We start from the raw sequence: 15,203 nt of genomic DNA, 5'->3' as shown, positions 1-15,203 counted from the left end.
ACACCACCGTGAATCGCACCAGAATCAGCCGCACTCGGCATTGAAGAGTTCGCGGATGAGGTCTTCGGTCTCTGTCTCAAGATCGCAGTCCAGTGTTCTGTTGATCTGCTGGATCCGGGTGATGGCGGTGTGCAGGCCGGAGCGGTTCCCGGCCGCGTGCTCGAACTCGCCCACCGCGCAGCCCACGACCCTCTCACCGGTCTGCCGAACTCCACCGAGCTGCTCTCCGGCCTCTCGGCCCGTCTCTGTCAGTATCCGGCCCGCCCCAGAACGATGGAGTCTTCGGAGCTGGAAGCACACGACGCTTCTCACGACTACCACGTGCACGCCATCGCCCCTGAGGGCGTGCGGGACTGCGGCGTCAGAGGACTGGCGGTCCTCTTCTGCAGCCTTGACGGTTTCAAGTCGATCAATGATCGGTTCGGACAGCAAGCGGGCGACGCGGCCCTCGTGGAGGTTACGCGACGGCTGTCCCAGGCAGTGAGTGACGGTGACACCGTTGCCCGGTTCGGAGGCGACGAGTTCGTGATTCTTGCTGACGGACTCGACCGCGCTGTTGGGACTTCGCAGTGCGACTACGCAATGAGATCATCCAGCCATTCCGGACCGAGGGGCGAGCCATGCGGATTGGTGCCAGCTTCGGCATTGCATGGCCCACTGCGGCATGGCAGCAGCCGATGCAATACGGGCTGCCCGAGAGGCTGCAGCCTGACCGCCCGCGGTAGGGGATCATGTTGGTCGTGGGTGAGCGTGGCGAGGGGCGGATTCGGTGACGGTAGAAGACGAGTTCTTGGATGCCTGGGTGGATGTGGAGGAGGCGCTGCCCTGGCTGCCGGCGCCCCCGTACTTTGTCGCCGAGGAACAACACGGTCCTCTGCTGGAGGTGTTGAGGGGTTCTGGCTTGTCCGTACTGGAGATCGATCTGGCGAGCGTGCGGCGGGAGGGTGATCTGCAGGCCGCACTTGGACGAGCCCTGGCAAAGCCCGACGAGTACGACGACAACTGGGATGCGCTCCGTGACCTCCTCAGGGAGCGCGGCGCGAGCGCCCCCTGGGCCATTGCCGTGGTCTTTTCCTCGGCTCCCGCGTTCCTCCGCGCCGACGTCCACGGATTCGTGCGCGCGGTCTCGGTCCTGCAGAACCTGTCGCTCGAGCTGTCGAACCTTGACGAGCCCTACGGCCAGTTGGAGCTCTTTTACGTGGGGGAGTGGCCCTCGGCTCAGTGAGGCCGACGTGTCTGCGGATTGGCCAATCCACTGTCAATCGGGCCCCTTCACGGGCAGTGGAGCCGCGGACCCCCGATGTCCGGCTCGCGTCGTGTGTGAAGAAGATCGTTGATCAACTGTTCTGTCTCCGTCTCGAGATCGCAGTCGAGTGTCTTGTTGATCTGTTGGATGCGGGTGATGGCGGTGTGCAGGCCGGAGCGGTTGCTGGCCGTGTGTTCGATACGCATCAGGTCCCGGTAGAGCAACTCGGCGCTGTCGTCGGCACCGAGGCCGGTCATGACGGCTCGTCTGGCCGCGCTGAGGTCGTGCAGCGGTCCGGGAGGGGTGCGGTGGGTGGCCACCGCGTGTGCGACGTCGATGATCCTCGTGATCATCTCCTGCTGGAAAGGCTCGGCCCAGGGCAGGGGCCTGCCGCCGAACGGCCTGCCCCGTACCAGGCTGAGGGCCTTTTCCAAGTCCGGCACACCGGCTGGTCCCTGGGGTAGCGCGCGTTCGGCGAGCTGGAGGAACCTGGTCCAGTCACACCGCACCGCGGGGGAGAGGCGGTAGGGGTCCTCGCCGGTGCTACGCCGCAGAATGTAGGGATTGCCGGAGGTGTCGCTGCCCAGGGCGCCTCGTAGTCCGCGCAGCCGCGAGTTGAGGGTGTTCACGCTCCACGGGTTGAGCGGGTTCATGTCGGTGCACAGCACGTCAGCGGAGCGACCTGGCCGAAAATACAACAACGCGGCGAGCTGGCTGCTGCGCGGACCGTGCCCGGAGGCGGAGACGCCGTCTACCTCGACCGGCCCCAGGACGCGGATCTCCGGCGCGCGTAGGTCATGCGCCGCGCCCTCCGCGGCTGTCGGCTCCTTACCGTTCTCGGCACTGTGCTTGTGGTCGTCGTTCCCCGCGGCCGCTGCGTCAGCTACCGGCTCGGTAGCTGTCCGCGGGGTCCCTTCGGTGTTCGGCGCAGACTCGTCGCCCGCTGAAGGCGACGCCCTAGGCAGCAGACGCAGCCCGGACGGATCGGCACTGGCAGCGACCAGGGCCGCGAAAGCCCCACCAGTAGGGCTGGTGTCCGACGCGGTCTGTGGAACGGGGACTTCGACAGCGTCGGTTGCTGGTGCAGGGGTCTGGTCGGCTGGCGCGGGCTGGGGCAGCTGGTTGGGTTCGTCCGGGACGTCTCTCCAGGGGCCTTCGGCGGGCTGGGCGGGCTGTCCGGACACTGCGAGGGCGGTGGTGATCTGCTGGTAGGCGTCGTGTTCCAGGCGCTGCATGGTGATGTCGGTGCCGACGCAGCCGAGGTGCTGTGGGATGTTGAGTGAGGCGTTGAGGATGTCGGCGTCGGGGAAGTGAGCGGCGGCCGACGATGCCGGGGCGATCAGGGTGACGGGGACCGGGCCGGCCTTGTCGATCAGATCGGCGAACCGCCACGACGTGTCCGCGTCCAGTGCGGACGCGCATAGCAGCAGGTAGGGCTGGTTCTGGGTGTCGGGCATCTGGCGTGCTTCCAGCAGCCTCTCGCTCAGGTCCCGCAGCGCGTGCGCGGCTTGGCGCACGTGGGCGATCCGCGCGGTCGGCAGCAGCTGCGGCAGGTCCTCGCCGAACCCCACGGTGACGATTTCGACGTCGCTGGCCCACGGGCTCATCCCCAGCTCGAGGGCGAGGGAGGTGCAGACTTCGGTGATGTGCACCGCGCTGCCGTCCAGGAGCAAGGCGGGCAGGGCGGCGAGGTTGAGCAGCAGCAGGTCACCCGTGTCCGTGCTACCGATGGTGACCAGCCCCGGGTAGGGGGCAGGCACCTCGCGGGCGGCCTCCTCGTCCAGGAGGACGGCGTCGTCGGGCAGGGCCCACCACCCCGCTGTCCCGGACACGAACGGCGACATCGGCTTTCGGGCGAGATCCTCGGGCAGGACGTCGACGGTGTGCGTGCCGATCCGCGCGGCCCGCAGCCGCGGCAGCCCCGGCGCGGTGTCGGCGTCGGTGGGCAGGTGGTGGGCCAGGGTGCGCAGGGCAAGGTCCAGACGGGCGGCGCCGCCCGCCTCGGCAGCGGCCGCCAACTTGGCCTCGGCCGTGGACGTTTCCGGCGCGATGGCGATCTTCTCGCCGGGCCTACGGCGGCGCCGCTGCAGCGTCCTGCGCAAGGCCAGTGCCCCGGTGACGGCGGCTGCCAGCAGTGCGCCGGCTCCCAGCACGAGGCGCAGGTTCAGCGAACTGCCGGCCGGAGCCGACTCGGCCGTCGGTGCCGCGCCCGGGGACGCATCGGAGGCGGACACCTCGGGTGACGCCGGGGAAGAGGCGGTCGAGGGCGCTCCGCTGCTGCTCGGCCCAGGAACTGTCGAGCCGGCTGGGGGCGGAGCGCCCTGCTCGTGTTCCTGTCCGGGGCGCTCGGCCGGCTGGCTGCTGGAGGCAGACCGCTCTGGTGTTGGGCTGGCGGAGGGGCTGGGCGCCGGTGGCTGCGCCTCATGGTCGTCGTCGTGTCCTGGCTGGTGCTCGTCGTCGGAGGCCGAAGGGTCCGGCGGCGCGGGCTGCTCGGAGTCCTGCTCGTCCTCTCCTGGTTGATCCCTTGCGGGTGGCGGGGTGTCCGACGTGCCGGTGCCGGTGCCGGGCAGGGTGACGTGCTGGCCTGGGTAGATCATGTCGGGGTCGGTGATGGCCGGCAGGCCGTCCGGCTGCGGCTGGTCCTTGGTCGCTGCGAAGAGTTCCGGCCACCGGTTGCCGTCATCGAGTTCCTGGGTGGCGATGGTGGACAGGGAGTCGCCCGGCTCGACGACTTCCACCTGCGCGGCCTCGTCAGCCGCCGCTAGAGCAGCCTGGTCGAGCTGCGTGTGGACGCCTCCCGCCGGGGTGTAGGAGGCGGGCATGTTCAGCTGCCAGCCGGGCTGCAGAAACCCGTTGGAGCGGAACACTTGACCGTCGCCCATGGTGTGGCCCTCATTCAGGGCGGCGATCTGACGCCACTGTTCGCCGTCGCCCAGTTCCTGCTCGGCGATGCTCCACAGGCTTTCCGCGGGCCGCGTCTGGCGCACCGTGTAGGTCGGGGACGTCGTGCGCCCGGTCGCCGTGGACGCCCTGTCGGCTCCGGTGTCGTGCCCGGCCTGGGCTTGTGCGGGCAGGCGGGCTGCGGGTGCGGCGGGGGCGGCCTGGGCGTCGGAGGCCAGCGCCGAGCTGGTGGGTAGGAGCACCAGGATGCTGCCGATCAGCAGCGCCGCGGCCCGCTGGGAGGAGCCCATGCCGCGGGGGGCATGCCAGGTCCGGCCGCGCAGCTGCGCGACCAGCTCGCGCATCGTGCAGTACGTGAACTGCGCCCACCCGATCCAGCCGATGCAGGTGATGAGCAGCAGGGCGGCCGAGCCGGTGTCCTGCCGGTCGAGCAGGTGCGCGAGGTCGTCGTGGCCTGCCTCCCACAGCACCGGGGTGGCCCAGGCCAGCAGCAGGGGCAGGCCCACGAGCGTGCCGGCCAAGACCAGCAGGCTCAGCACGGCCGTGACCCCACGGGCCACGCGGCGGCCCGCGTTGGCGGCGGGGGTGGGGGTGGTGCCCATCACTGGTTTCCTTCGGGTGTGGTGACGCCGTACAGGAGGGAGGCCTCGCCGTGGCCGGTCACCGTCTGTGAGCCGGTCCCGGCGGCGGAGAGGAACGCCGGGTCGCAGGCGCGGGCGACGGCCACCGCGACCTGCGGGTCGACAACGCTCGTCTTGCGGGTACTTGCCTGTGCCAGGTCGCTCGTCTGTCGGTCGGCGTGGGCGGCCTTCTCGGCGATGAGAGCGGCTGGTTCGACCGTGCGCGCCGTGCGTTCGCCGGCGCTGATGATCAGCACGCTCACGCGCGCCGCGCCAAAAGCGGTCACGCCGCCTCGATCGTTGAACGATGCCCGTTGCGACCGCCGTAGGGAGCCCATCGCTCCTTGCGCGTGGAAAACGTCGGTGGTTCGGCTCCAGCAGCCGTATCCGCGGGGCGGGTTGCGGTGTGCGGGGACTGACCGTGTTGGAAGGTGGGCAAGGTAACGCGTCCGGCTTCGTCGGCAGGGGGATCGGTGATTCCGATGCGGTGGCAGGCCAAAGCGCTCGGCACGCTGGGGGCGGTTGCTGTTGTGGTCGCTGTGGCCGCGGTCGTCTGGCTTCCCAAACAGGTCTATCCACCGTTGACGTCGCGTGACCTGAGCGGGGTGACAAGCAAGGAGAAGCGCGTCGAACTGGAGCAGGCCCAGTCCCGCGTGCAAAACGACTTGCGCGGCCAACTGCTGCAAACTCTGGGCGGGTTGGTCGTCGTGGCCGGCGCAGCCGTGGGCTGGCAGCAATTCCGGCTCGCCCGCGAGGGACAGATCACGGAACGCTTCACCCGGGCCATCGATCACCTCGGCAGCGAAACGCTCGACGTCCGGCTGGGAGGCATCTACGCGCTGGAACGGGTCGCCAAGAACTCGCCCGACGACCAGCCGACCGTCACTGACATTCTGTGTGCGTTCGTCCGTGAGCACGCCCGCTGGCCGGTGGGCGCTCCCGACGGACCGGAACACCCCACACGCACCGTCGACAGCCACATACCGTGGCTGACCAGCCGAGCCCCGGACGTACAGACCGCCCTGTACGTGCTGGGCCGCCGCGCTGGGCACCCCCAGGAACACGCGTTGTACCTGTCGCGAGCAGACCTGCGCCGCGCCCAGCTCTCCAAAGCGCAGCTGGCGGGCGCCAACCTGCGGCATGCGAATCTGTCCCGGGCCTACATGCCCGACAGCAACCTCGAGAGGAGCCAACTCGTGAACGCCGACCTGCGGCACGCCCATCTTCAAAGAGCCCGGTTGTTCCAGGCCAACCTGCGCGGCGCGCATCTGCACCACGCTGACCTGCGCCAGGCCGACCTGCGCGGCGCTGATCTGCGGGGAGCCAACCTGTCGGGCGTGCACCTGGAAGGTGCTGACCTCACTGACGCCCGCGCCGACGACACGACGACGTGGCCCGACACTCATGGCCGCGCCTAGATTCCGCCTGAGCACGGGACAGCAGCGCTCACCTGTGGTCTCCCAGGTAACCCGCGCCGGGTGGACCACACGGCACCCTGCGGTGGTGGGGGTGGGGGTGGTGCCCATCAGGTGTTTCCTTCGGGTGCGTTGACGCCGTACAGGAGGGTGGCCTCGCCATGGCCAGACACCGGGAGTGAGCCGATTCCGGCGACCGACAGGAACGTCGTGTCGTAGGCGTCGGTGACGTCGACCATGAGGGTGGTGCCGTCGCTCGACACGGTGACCGTGCCGGTGGCGCCGGCGGAGGCGAGGTAGGCGCGGGCGGCGGCCACCGCGTCCTGCGGGTCCACGACGACGGCCTCACCGGGGATGGCCTGGGCGGGGTCGATGGCCTGTCCGCCGGCCCGGGCGGCCTCACCGGCGAGGAAGTCGGCGCGTTCCAGAGCGCGCATTCTGCTGCCCCCGTCGACGGCGATGCCGATGATGCCGATCAGCGCGATGACGCACACCGCGACGAACACGGTCACCCCGCCGCGGTCGTCGAACGCGAGGTGCCGGGCGTGGCGTGGGCAGCTCATGCGCTCTCCCGTGTCGGACCGGTCGTGGGTGTGGAAGCGATGTCCCCGGTGAGTCGTGCTCCTGCTGGTCAGCAAGTTCGCCCGACGGGGTGCGGATGGTGTCGAACTGTCATGACGCTGGGCCGGAGGTGTATCACCCGTAGACGTGGGCTCTCCCGGTGAACCGATGCGGTCATGACGCGCGCGGGTGTGCAGCCGCCCCGGCTCCTGCGACCGGACGTCGACGGTGCGGACGCCGCGCAGGAGAGCATTGACCAGTGCGGGCTGGCCCGGGCGGCGACCGCCGTAGGGGACGGCCCGCCGGTCTGGCCGGGACCGTTCCCGCCGGATGCGGCGCGGACGCGGTGGCATAGCCTGACGGCTATGCCGACCGCTCACAGCGCCTGCCACTGCGTCGTCTGCCAGGACATCAACGAACTGGACCCCCGCACCCAGTCGACCGTCGACACCATCCATCAGCACGGCTGGCAGGTCATGATGATCCCCGCCGACGACCTGGGACCGGGCTGGGCCTACACCATCGGCCTGTGGCACCAGCACCGGATACCCGAGCTGGCAATGTTCGGCCTGGACATCTCGCGGATGCAGACACTCCTCAACGACCTCGCACAGCGGGCTGGTAAGGGGCAGTTGCTGGAAGCCGACCAGGAGCGGCACGACATCGCGAACGTCCCGGTGGTCCTCAAGCCCGTCGACTACCGGTGGTACAAGGCGTTCTTCGGCACCGCCATCGGCTACTACCGCAAGCCACCGTTCCCGTTCCTCCAGGTCGTCTGGTCCAACCGCGATGGAGTCTTCCCCTGGCAGCCCGGTGGAGAAGACCTCCACGGCCGCCAGCCCCGGTTGTCGCTGCGTCCCGACGAACACCCCGTCGGGGTGTGGACGCAGGATCTGTGAAGAGGCAACCGCAGCGCCATCGCGGACAATGACGTCATGACGCGCTGGTTCCGCAGTTACTGGGCCGAGGAAGACACCTGGTTCTACTTCGAGGTCGACGCCGATGGCTGGGTCACCCGCCAGGTCGAACTCCACGGACCGTTCGAGAAACCCGTCGCCGCAGCCTCGTCGACCGAATGGGAAGCTGCCCGGCAGGCCGGAACCCTTCGAGACTACGAAGCGACGTTCGGTGCCACGGCGGAGGCTCCCGTCCACGCGTGGGACGCACACGAGCCGCAGGACCTCACCGCCAAAGAGTTCGAGACCGTCTGGCTCACCGCACGAGCAACCTGCCAGGCCAGAGCTCGAGCACGCTCGACGCACGGAGCGTGAACCCAAGTACCCTCGCGCGCTCATTGCGCGGCACCGGCACTTCGGTTCGTACTCCAGGGCACGTCAGAATTCGCGAACCCAAGAGCTCTTTGCCGGTACTGATCCACGACCGAGGTGGCGGTGGAGGTGAGGGTGCGGCTTCCTGGGACTGGCAGCAGCAGGTCGGAGAGGGTGACCGTGCAGGTCACCGTCACCGTGACGGTGGCGACCTGCCCGACCGGCACGGCCAGCCCGCCAGCGTCCACGGCCACACTGGTGGAGGCGCACGCGATGCCCTGATCGCTCAGTGTTTCGGCGGCCGCGGTATGCGCGGCGTCCTGGGCGGCGGCCACCGTGCGGTGGATGGATGCCTCCCGTGCGGCGTCCTCGGCCGCTGCGTCGATCTTCGCTCCGGAGGTGACGATGCGGCCGCCCGCGATCGCCAGGCACAGGAACATGACCAGCAGCGGGACGATGATGGCGGCCTCGATCGCCACACTGCCGTCGTCCCCCCGGCTCCGGCGCACCCAACAGGCCCTGCGTCGCAGCGCGTTCATTGGCCCGGTGTCTGAACTGTCGCGAGTTCTCGTAAAGGGCGAGATCCCTGGCAGGCATACGGACCAGGTCGGCACGGTGCGATCACACTCCTGCGAATTCCGGTCATCTGTCGCATTTCCTGAAGATCCGTCGGTATAGATGGCGTTGAGTCACCGGCAGTGAACCGAGGTGGGGCATGTCTCTCGCGGTGGTGCGTTCCCTGGGCTCCGTCCGCGCAGCCTGCCCCGCTCGCAGAACACCGCGCGCCACAACCTGCGCTTCGCCCTGCCCGTGCTGCGTCAACTGGCCCTGAGCGGAACTCAGTCGCTGCGCGAGGTCACCCGCGCCGAGCTCCTCGCGGCCCTGCCTGCGAGCGGCAACGACCGAGTGCACACCGTCACGGGACTGCGCACCATCTTCCGTACGCTCAAGGCACATCGGGTGATCTTCCGCGACCCCACCGTCCGCATCCGCGTCGGCACACCCGAGCAGACCACGCCGCTGGCCGCCGCCCTGCAGACCGTGCGCGAGGGTCTGCAGTCCGCCGATCCCGCCCGAGCCGTCCTTACCGCCCTGCTCGCCTTCCACGCGGTGCGTCCCGCACAACTGCGTCACCTGCAGCTCACCGATATCCGGGACGGCCGCATCCATCTGCCGGATCAGACCGTCCTGCTCGCCGAGCCCGTCCGGACGCGGATCGCCTCCTACCTCGACTACCGCAACGCCCGCTGGCCGAACACGGCCAACCCCCACCTGTTCATCAACACCCGTTCCGCCCTGGCTACTTGGCCTGTCGGCGTGCGCTGGATCCGTCTCCACCTGACGGTCCCCGCCCGCGACATACGCGCCGACCGCATCCTGCACGAGGTACAGGCCACCGGCGGAGACCTTCGCAAGATCTGCGACCTGTTCGGTCTGTCCGTCCTGGCCGCCCAGCGCTACGCGGCCGTCCTCGACCATCCCGGACTGACCACGCAGCGGGGTTGACGCAACGCTGCTCGCACCGTCAGTTCGCGAACCCGAAGCCCTGGGCACCCTCGTCACGGGCCACCGCCGCCGGGGTTCCCAGCCTTGAGTGCTTCGGAATTCGCGAACCCACCAGCCGCCACCGTCCACCGTTCCACGGCCCCAGACGCTGCCTGCTTGACCTGCAGTCCTGCCACGCCCGGGATCATCGACTGCGCCGTGCCTGACACCTCTATACGCACGCGCTCTGCGGTGCTGCCAGCCGTGGAGACGGTGTACCCGAGCAGGCTGTCACCCGCCGCCCTGCCCAGAACCTCCTGCGCCTTGGCGGTGCCGTCGGCGGGCGAGGCCTCATACGCGCGGGCCGCGGTCAGGCCCTCGCGGGCGGCGGTCAGGGCGATGGAGCGGGCGTAGTACCACAGGGATGCCTGGATGACGGCGATCGTGGCCAGCAGGATGAACGGGTAGACGATCGCCATGTGGATGGAGGCATCCCCGCGGTCCTCGTGCCATCTTCGCCCGCGCCACCAGGCTCTCAGCCGGTCGCCGCGGGGCATCAGATGCCGTTCAGGCTGGTGTTGTACTTGTTGATCACGACGGCGATGGTTCCGGCGATGAGCAGGGCGCCGGTGACGGCGGCCACCCAGATGATGACGGTCGTGATGCTGATATCCCCCCGGTCAGGACGCCGGCCCGCCTCGGCCAGGCCCTCTTCCAGACGCTCGGTCAGCAAGCGGACGGCACGGTAGCTACGGACTGCCAGGTACTTCATCAGAGTGCTCCTCCACCAAGTTGCGTGAGTTGACTGCGGTGCATCGGGTTTGGTCAGACGGTGAGCATGCGGATCACTGCGGGGAACGCCATCAGCAGCATCACCAGCACGGCGAGCAAGGCGCCGGGGGCGGTCATCCTTTCGCTGGCGGCGTTCGCCTCGGCGGCCTGCGCGGTGAGCAGCTCGGTATTGAGCGCGGCCGTCCGTGCGCGCAGGGCCTTGTAGACGGCGGCGCCGTCGGTCGCCGAGCCGCGCATGATGTCGGCGACATCGGCCAGGCCCGGCAGGTCGTAGGTGTCAGCGAGTTCGGTCAGCGCCTGATACGGCGGAATCTTTTCCAGGCGGGCCCGGCGCAGTGCGCCCTGCAGATACAGATACGGCCAGCCGTGCCCGACCGCGGCCGCCTTCTCCAGGGCTTCGGTCGGTCCGGCGTCCGCGGCCCGCTTGAGGGCGACCAGGTCGAGGTAGGCGGACAGGGCGTGCGCGAACTCCTCCCTGGCCCGTTTGGCCTGGTCGCGTACCGCGAGGTCGGGAGTGATGAACAGCAGCCCCGCGACGGCGAGTCCGACCACGGCCGGGACGTAGAACGGCAGCGAGATGCCCGCGAGGAGCCAGGGGATGGTCACCAGCACCGGGCACAGCAGCCCGAGGGCGGCGAGCGCGGTCTTCTTCAGCATGAAGGTGCCCGGCCCCTGCCCGAGCAGGGCGAGATTGGTGGCCGGCACCGTCACGCCGGGCAGCCGCTGAAGACGGGCCAGCAGCCAGCGCCCCCACACCTCGTCCCGGTCGAGCACCTCCTCCTGGGGCATGCTCAACGTCCCGGGTGCACTGCGGGCCAGCGCGGTGGCCAATGCGGGCTGCGGCTGCAGCAGTTCCCGCACAAACAGAGCGACGCCCCCGCCCACCAGGCCGCCGGTGATGACGACGGGAAACAGGTTCACGAGCGGGCTCCTTCCGGCTCACGCTCGACCGCCGCCGCTGATGTCTCGAGGTGCGGGGCGGGCAGACGGACAGTGCTGCGCGGGTCGGTGATCAGGAAGCGGGGAATGCGGCGGAAGCTGCCCAGCTGCCGCATCATCGCCAGCACCGCCACGAACCCTGCGGTCAGGAACCCAAGTACCAGCTGGCCCAGCAGGGTGGAGTAGGGCCTGGTGTACGACGGCACGAAGAACCCCGCGATGATCACGCCCAGGGTGATGAACGTCATCCACCGCACGGTGGTGCGGGGTTTCGCGCGGTCCGCCTCGATGGAGCGTTTGCGGCCGACCTCCTCGCGGACCGTGCCCGCCAGGTCCTCCAAGGCTTGGGCCAGGCCCGGGCCACGGTCGTTGACGGACAGGATGAGTGCTGCGGTCACCTTGTCGGCGGTGACGTCGTCGAGCTCGCCGGCGAAGGCCCGCAGGGCTTCTTCGGGGCGCCAGCCGCGGCGCAGCCGCTCCGACAGGGTCGCGATCTGCGGTGCGAGGGCGTCCGGTGCTCCCTTCCGGCTGGTGATCATCGCCTGTTCCAGGCCCATTCCTAACCGCAGCAGCCCGGCCAGGCGTTGGGTCCACTCACTGAGGGCTTCCAGCTGGCCGATGCGCTCGGCCGCGATCTTGGACGGTGTGATCAGCCACGGCACTCCCACCACCGCCGCGCCCAATAGCAGGCCGGCCACGAAGTTCCCAGACATGAGCCACACCGCGCCGAACACCACGAGCGCGCAGACGGTCAGGGTCCGCCGGCGCAGCCGCACCTCCTCGCCCTGGTCCTGGCCCGCGCGCAGGGCTTGCCAGCGCCGGCGCAGCGGGGCTCGGCAGGGTGCGGTGGTGCCGACGATCCCGGCGACGGTGCCGATGAGCCCGCCGACCACGGCCATCCCCGACAGCAATGCCAGCAGTAGGGTCATCGGCCGGCCCCGACCTTCAGCGGAAGCGGCGCTGCCCAGGCTCCGTAGGGGTGTTGCAGGAGGGTGGAGTCGAAGCCGACCCGGCGCAGGTCATCGACGCAGCCGGGGTCCATCCGCGGCACCGCCCGCAGGTCACCGAACTCGATGCCGGGGGAGAAGACTTCGTTCATGGCCGGGCGGCCGGACTCCCCGATCCCGGTCAGCTCCAGGACGTGGGAGACATAGCGGTGGCGGCGGCCGCCGATCCGGGTCTCGTCCGTCATGTCGACGAACACCACGAAGTCCAGCCCGTTCGCGGTCTGCCGGTAAGCCAGCTGCTCAGACAGATTGCCTTGCGCGAGCGCATACAGTTCGGCGATCCGGTCGACGATGACGTCGGGGCGACGCGCGTGGATCGTGCACAGGTTGCCGCCCGCGCCATTGGTCAGGGCCTGCATCATCGCGACGATCTCGGGGCCGCGGACCTCGCCGACCACGATCCGCTCCAGCGACATCCGCAGCGCCGGGTGCATCAGATCCAGCAGCGTGACCTCGCCGGCGCCGCGGCCGGTGGCGTCCTTCTCCCCGTTGGACTCGCGCCCGATCAGGGAGACGACCTGGCGGTGGTAGCCGTTGGTGTGGGCGAAGAGCTCGTCCTCGGTCTGGATGGTGGCAAAGCGGGTCTCGGGGTCGAACTCCTTGAGCATCGCCCGCAACAAGGTGGTTTTCCCGGCCTTCTGCTTTCCCGCGATCATGATGTTCTTTTCCGCGCGGACACACGCGCCGAGGAACTCGCGCAGGATCGGGTCGATGGTCCCCAGCCGTACAAGGTCGTCGAGATTCGCGTGGGAGACCCGGTGCCGGCGGATGACCGCATACGTCGTCGGACCGAGCCCGGTGATGGCCTGCAGCCGGGAGCCGTCCTGCAGCGACAGCGCGAGCGTCGGGTTCGCGGTGGAGATGGTGCGCTCGCTGTGCCCGGACTCCCGCGCCAACTCGCGAAGTAGGTCCAGGAGTTCTTCTTCGGAGTCCGCGATGGGGCCGACCCTGCGGCGTTCGCCGTCGCCGTAGTCCAGCCACACCTCGCCCGGGCCCTGGATGATGATGTCCTCGACCCGCTCGTCGTCCAGGTACGGCTGCAGCCGCCCGGCTCGGTAGAGCAGGTCGTAGACGGCACGCCGCAGCGTGTCGTCCTCCTGCGCGGTCGTGCTGAGGCCGCGCTCGAGGCCCTGGGCGTCGGCCCACAGTGCGACGGCCTCATTGATCCAGTTCAGGCACTGCTGTTCTTCAGTGGCCCGGTCCGCCTCCGGGTTCTTCTTCAGCAGCTCCTCACGCTGGCGGGCCACCTGCCCGGCGATGTGCCGGGCCACCCGGTAGTCGACCGTGATCTGAGGAACCGCAGCCCCCAGGTGCTCCCCGCTCGCCGCGGAGCCGAGGGGGACGCCGTTCGTCTGGCGTGGCCACACCGGGGCACGTCCGGGCGGAGGTGTCACGGTGGGGTTGTCGTGCAGCGGTCTACCGCGCATGGGTCACCTCCCCGCTTGTCGCGCCCGCGCCCGCACCTGCGCCCGCGCTGGGGGCGAGGTGGGCCTGTTGCCAGGCGGCTCGCTGGACCAGCAGGGTGGCGCCGGTGCGGGCCGCCTTCATCAGCGGTGACTTGGCGAAGCGGCGCGGTTGTTCGGCGCCGTCGGACAGCACCTTCGCGTCCTGCGGCGCATACGGCAGGGTGGCCACCACCGGCGCCTGCAGTACCCGCTGCACCTCACCGGCGGGGTAGGGGCCGTCATCGATGAGGATCAGGCCGACGCCGCCGACACGCTCCTCCAGGGCGCTCACCCGCGCTTGTGCGGCCTGCAGGCAGCGCAGCGTGTTGCGTACCACCACCAGTGTTGTGTCGGCCTGTTCGGCCAGGACGCCGGAAGGGCCGAAGGCCCCGCTGCGTCCGAGGTCGATCAGTACGTCGTGTCCGTGTTCGGCGTCGATGCCGCGGAACATCAGCGCGAGGGCTTTCCACACTGGTGCCAGGCTGGCTGCCTGCGCCGGGTCGGTGATGCCGGGCAGCAGCATCCGGTCCCGCGGTGACTCCTTGGTGCCGTCTTCGCTGCTCAGGTCGATCAGCTGGCGCCAGAACGCCTCCCCGAACTCGCCCTTGCGGACAGCAACACTGAGATTGCGCAGCCCGTAGCGGTCGCCGAGCGTGCCCTGCAGCAGACCGTGCAGCACTGCACCGCCGTCCGGGTCGCACTCAGCCAGAATCATCTTCCGGCCCCGCTCCAGCGGCCAGTTCAGCAACAGCGCCAGCGCACTGGTGGTCACCCCGGGCGCGCCGCTGCAGCCGGCCATCGCGATCACACTCATCAGCTGCCGTCCGGAGCATCGAGGACCAGGCGCAGGGTGCCGGATGCCACCCACGCCGCGACGGTCGGACCGTCCGCGGCGGCGGTAGCGACGTCGACCACCACCACACCGCTTCCAGGGGCGGCGGCGGAGGCCTTGACCACCCGGCCTGCGAGGGTCTTCGGCGCCTCGTTGCTCTGCGACTCCGAGGCCGCCGCGCCCTGGGCGGGGACATGGACCAGGCGGACCTTCTGGCCCGGTACCAGGGCGGTGGCCGGGACCTGCTCCGGCTTCAGGCCGATCGGCACCAACTGCTCGCCCGCCTTGACCAGGGAATCCTTCGTCACCTGCGACGGCGTAAGCAGAGAGCCCGGCTTGAGCTCGACCGCGGCCCGCTTGCCCACCACCGACTCCAGCTCGTCGGCCTCGACCGCCTTGACGGCCGGGTCCAGCGCGACGGAGGCCTGGCCCAGATCCAGCTCGGTGAGGACCTGCCCGACCTGGACATCGCGGACCACCGTCACCACCTCGGTGCGCTGCGCGACCTGCAGCAGCAGGACCGCAACTCCCGCCCCGCCGGCGGCAATCAGCGCCAGCGACAAGGCGATCATGCCCGGGCGGCGCCTGCGCGCCGACACCCGCGGCGGCCTCACCGGGCTGGCGACCTGCCCCTGCGGGGGCACGCCGGCCGAGGGCGCGGGGCGTTCTTGTGTCGTGCTCAACGCTTTCTC

17 protein-coding genes and 1 pseudogene are annotated in these 15,203 nt (G+C 69.7%); 6 read left to right on the top strand and 12 right to left on the bottom strand.

From position 1 onward, the window contains the following. Positions 1 to 24: 24 nt before the first annotated feature. Positions 25 to 432: a hypothetical protein gene (locus ACWD3I_RS38235; RefSeq protein WP_451084295.1), complete on the bottom strand. Its 408-nt coding sequence runs from the start codon at positions 430 to 432 to the stop codon at positions 25 to 27. Here ACWD3I_RS38235 and ACWD3I_RS38230 point away from each other — a divergent pair. Then, a pseudogene (locus tag ACWD3I_RS38230) lies at positions 313 to 712 on the top strand (GGDEF domain-containing protein); the annotation flags it as partial. The gene ACWD3I_RS38235 and the pseudogene ACWD3I_RS38230 overlap by 120 nt on opposite strands. A gap of 57 nt (positions 713 to 769) precedes the next feature. Then, positions 770 to 1,225, top strand: coding sequence for a barstar family protein (locus tag ACWD3I_RS38225; protein ID WP_365403536.1), 456 nt, complete (start codon positions 770 to 772; stop codon positions 1,223 to 1,225). Positions 1,226 to 1,272: 47 nt separating this feature from the next. Here the strand turns inward: ACWD3I_RS38225 and ACWD3I_RS38220 are convergent, their stop codons facing one another. Further along, positions 1,273 to 4,749: a hypothetical protein gene (locus ACWD3I_RS38220; RefSeq protein ID WP_365403533.1), complete on the bottom strand. Its 3,477-nt coding sequence runs from the start codon at positions 4,747 to 4,749 to the stop codon at positions 1,273 to 1,275. Further along, positions 4,749 to 5,054 (bottom strand): hypothetical protein, encoded by a 306-nt coding sequence (locus tag ACWD3I_RS38215; RefSeq protein WP_365403530.1) that lies wholly within the window; start codon positions 5,052 to 5,054, stop codon positions 4,749 to 4,751. Before ACWD3I_RS38215 ends, ACWD3I_RS38220 begins: the two co-directional genes overlap by 1 nt. A gap of 144 nt (positions 5,055 to 5,198) precedes the next feature. Here ACWD3I_RS38215 and ACWD3I_RS38210 point away from each other — a divergent pair, with 144 nt between their 5' ends. Beyond that, on the top strand, positions 5,199 to 6,185 hold the full coding sequence (locus ACWD3I_RS38210; protein WP_365403527.1) for a pentapeptide repeat-containing protein: 987 nt from the start codon (positions 5,199 to 5,201) through the stop codon (positions 6,183 to 6,185). A gap of 107 nt (positions 6,186 to 6,292) precedes the next feature. On the opposite strand, the gene ACWD3I_RS38205 is transcribed toward ACWD3I_RS38210, so the two are convergent. Further along, entirely contained in the window at positions 6,293 to 6,745 is a 453-nt protein-coding gene (locus tag ACWD3I_RS38205; RefSeq protein WP_365403524.1) for a pilus assembly protein TadG-related protein, read from the bottom strand. 363 nt (positions 6,746 to 7,108) lie between these two features. Between ACWD3I_RS38205 and ACWD3I_RS38200 the strand changes: the two genes are divergently transcribed. Together ACWD3I_RS38200 and ACWD3I_RS38195 are read left to right on the top strand one after the other, a co-directional pair. After that, on the top strand, positions 7,109 to 7,642 hold the full coding sequence (locus ACWD3I_RS38200; RefSeq protein ID WP_365403521.1) for a DUF4262 domain-containing protein: 534 nt from the start codon (positions 7,109 to 7,111) through the stop codon (positions 7,640 to 7,642). 36 nt (positions 7,643 to 7,678) lie between these two features. Beyond that, the gene (locus tag ACWD3I_RS38195; RefSeq protein WP_365403518.1) at positions 7,679 to 8,014 is read left to right on the top strand and encodes a hypothetical protein; all 336 of its coding nucleotides are present in this window, start codon (positions 7,679 to 7,681) and stop codon (positions 8,012 to 8,014) included. 20 nt (positions 8,015 to 8,034) lie between these two features. Here the strand turns inward: ACWD3I_RS38195 and ACWD3I_RS38190 are convergent, their stop codons facing one another. Continuing rightward, a complete protein-coding gene (locus tag ACWD3I_RS38190; protein ID WP_365403515.1) occupies positions 8,035 to 8,550 on the bottom strand; it encodes a TadE/TadG family type IV pilus assembly protein in 516 nt (171 codons plus the stop codon). Between the two features lie 169 nt (positions 8,551 to 8,719). Between ACWD3I_RS38190 and ACWD3I_RS38185 the strand changes: the two genes are divergently transcribed. After that, a complete protein-coding gene (locus ACWD3I_RS38185; RefSeq protein WP_365403512.1) occupies positions 8,720 to 9,517 on the top strand; it encodes a hypothetical protein in 798 nt (265 codons plus the stop codon). A gap of 53 nt (positions 9,518 to 9,570) precedes the next feature. Here ACWD3I_RS38185 and ACWD3I_RS38180 read toward each other — a convergent pair whose 3' ends face one another. The 7 genes from ACWD3I_RS38180 to ACWD3I_RS38150 form a co-directional block, all read right to left on the bottom strand. Further along, positions 9,571 to 9,975, bottom strand: a complete 405-nt coding sequence (locus ACWD3I_RS38180) for a TadE/TadG family type IV pilus assembly protein (RefSeq protein ID WP_365403509.1) — start codon at positions 9,973 to 9,975, stop codon at positions 9,571 to 9,573. A 77-nt stretch (positions 9,976 to 10,052) separates the two neighbouring features. Next, positions 10,053 to 10,268 carry a hypothetical protein gene (locus ACWD3I_RS38175; protein ID WP_365403507.1) on the bottom strand — a complete coding sequence of 72 codons (216 nt, stop codon included), beginning with the start codon at positions 10,266 to 10,268 and terminating at the stop codon, positions 10,053 to 10,055. Positions 10,269 to 10,321: 53 nt separating this feature from the next. Beyond that, positions 10,322 to 11,209, bottom strand: coding sequence for a type II secretion system F family protein (locus ACWD3I_RS38170; protein WP_365403504.1), 888 nt, complete (start codon positions 11,207 to 11,209; stop codon positions 10,322 to 10,324). Then, on the bottom strand, positions 11,206 to 12,156 hold the full coding sequence (locus ACWD3I_RS38165) for a type II secretion system F family protein (protein ID WP_365403501.1): 951 nt from the start codon (positions 12,154 to 12,156) through the stop codon (positions 11,206 to 11,208). Before ACWD3I_RS38165 ends, ACWD3I_RS38170 begins: the two co-directional genes overlap by 4 nt. Beyond that, on the bottom strand, positions 12,153 to 13,661 hold the full coding sequence (locus tag ACWD3I_RS38160) for a CpaF family protein (protein WP_365403498.1): 1,509 nt from the start codon (positions 13,659 to 13,661) through the stop codon (positions 12,153 to 12,155). Before ACWD3I_RS38160 ends, ACWD3I_RS38165 begins: the two co-directional genes overlap by 4 nt. Next, positions 13,651 to 14,493 carry a hypothetical protein gene (locus tag ACWD3I_RS38155; protein WP_365403495.1) on the bottom strand — a complete coding sequence of 281 codons (843 nt, stop codon included), beginning with the start codon at positions 14,491 to 14,493 and terminating at the stop codon, positions 13,651 to 13,653. Before ACWD3I_RS38155 ends, ACWD3I_RS38160 begins: the two co-directional genes overlap by 11 nt. Beyond that, a complete protein-coding gene (locus tag ACWD3I_RS38150) occupies positions 14,493 to 15,194 on the bottom strand; it encodes an SAF domain-containing protein (RefSeq protein ID WP_365403492.1) in 702 nt (233 codons plus the stop codon). The genes ACWD3I_RS38155 and ACWD3I_RS38150 overlap by 1 nt, the downstream gene beginning before the upstream one ends. Between the last annotated feature and the right edge of the window lie 9 nt (positions 15,195 to 15,203).

The organism is Streptomyces sp. NPDC002817 (assembly GCF_053592055.1).
The sequence above is the reverse complement of the archived record's forward strand: the minus strand, read 5'-3'. Positions and strand labels throughout refer to the sequence as shown.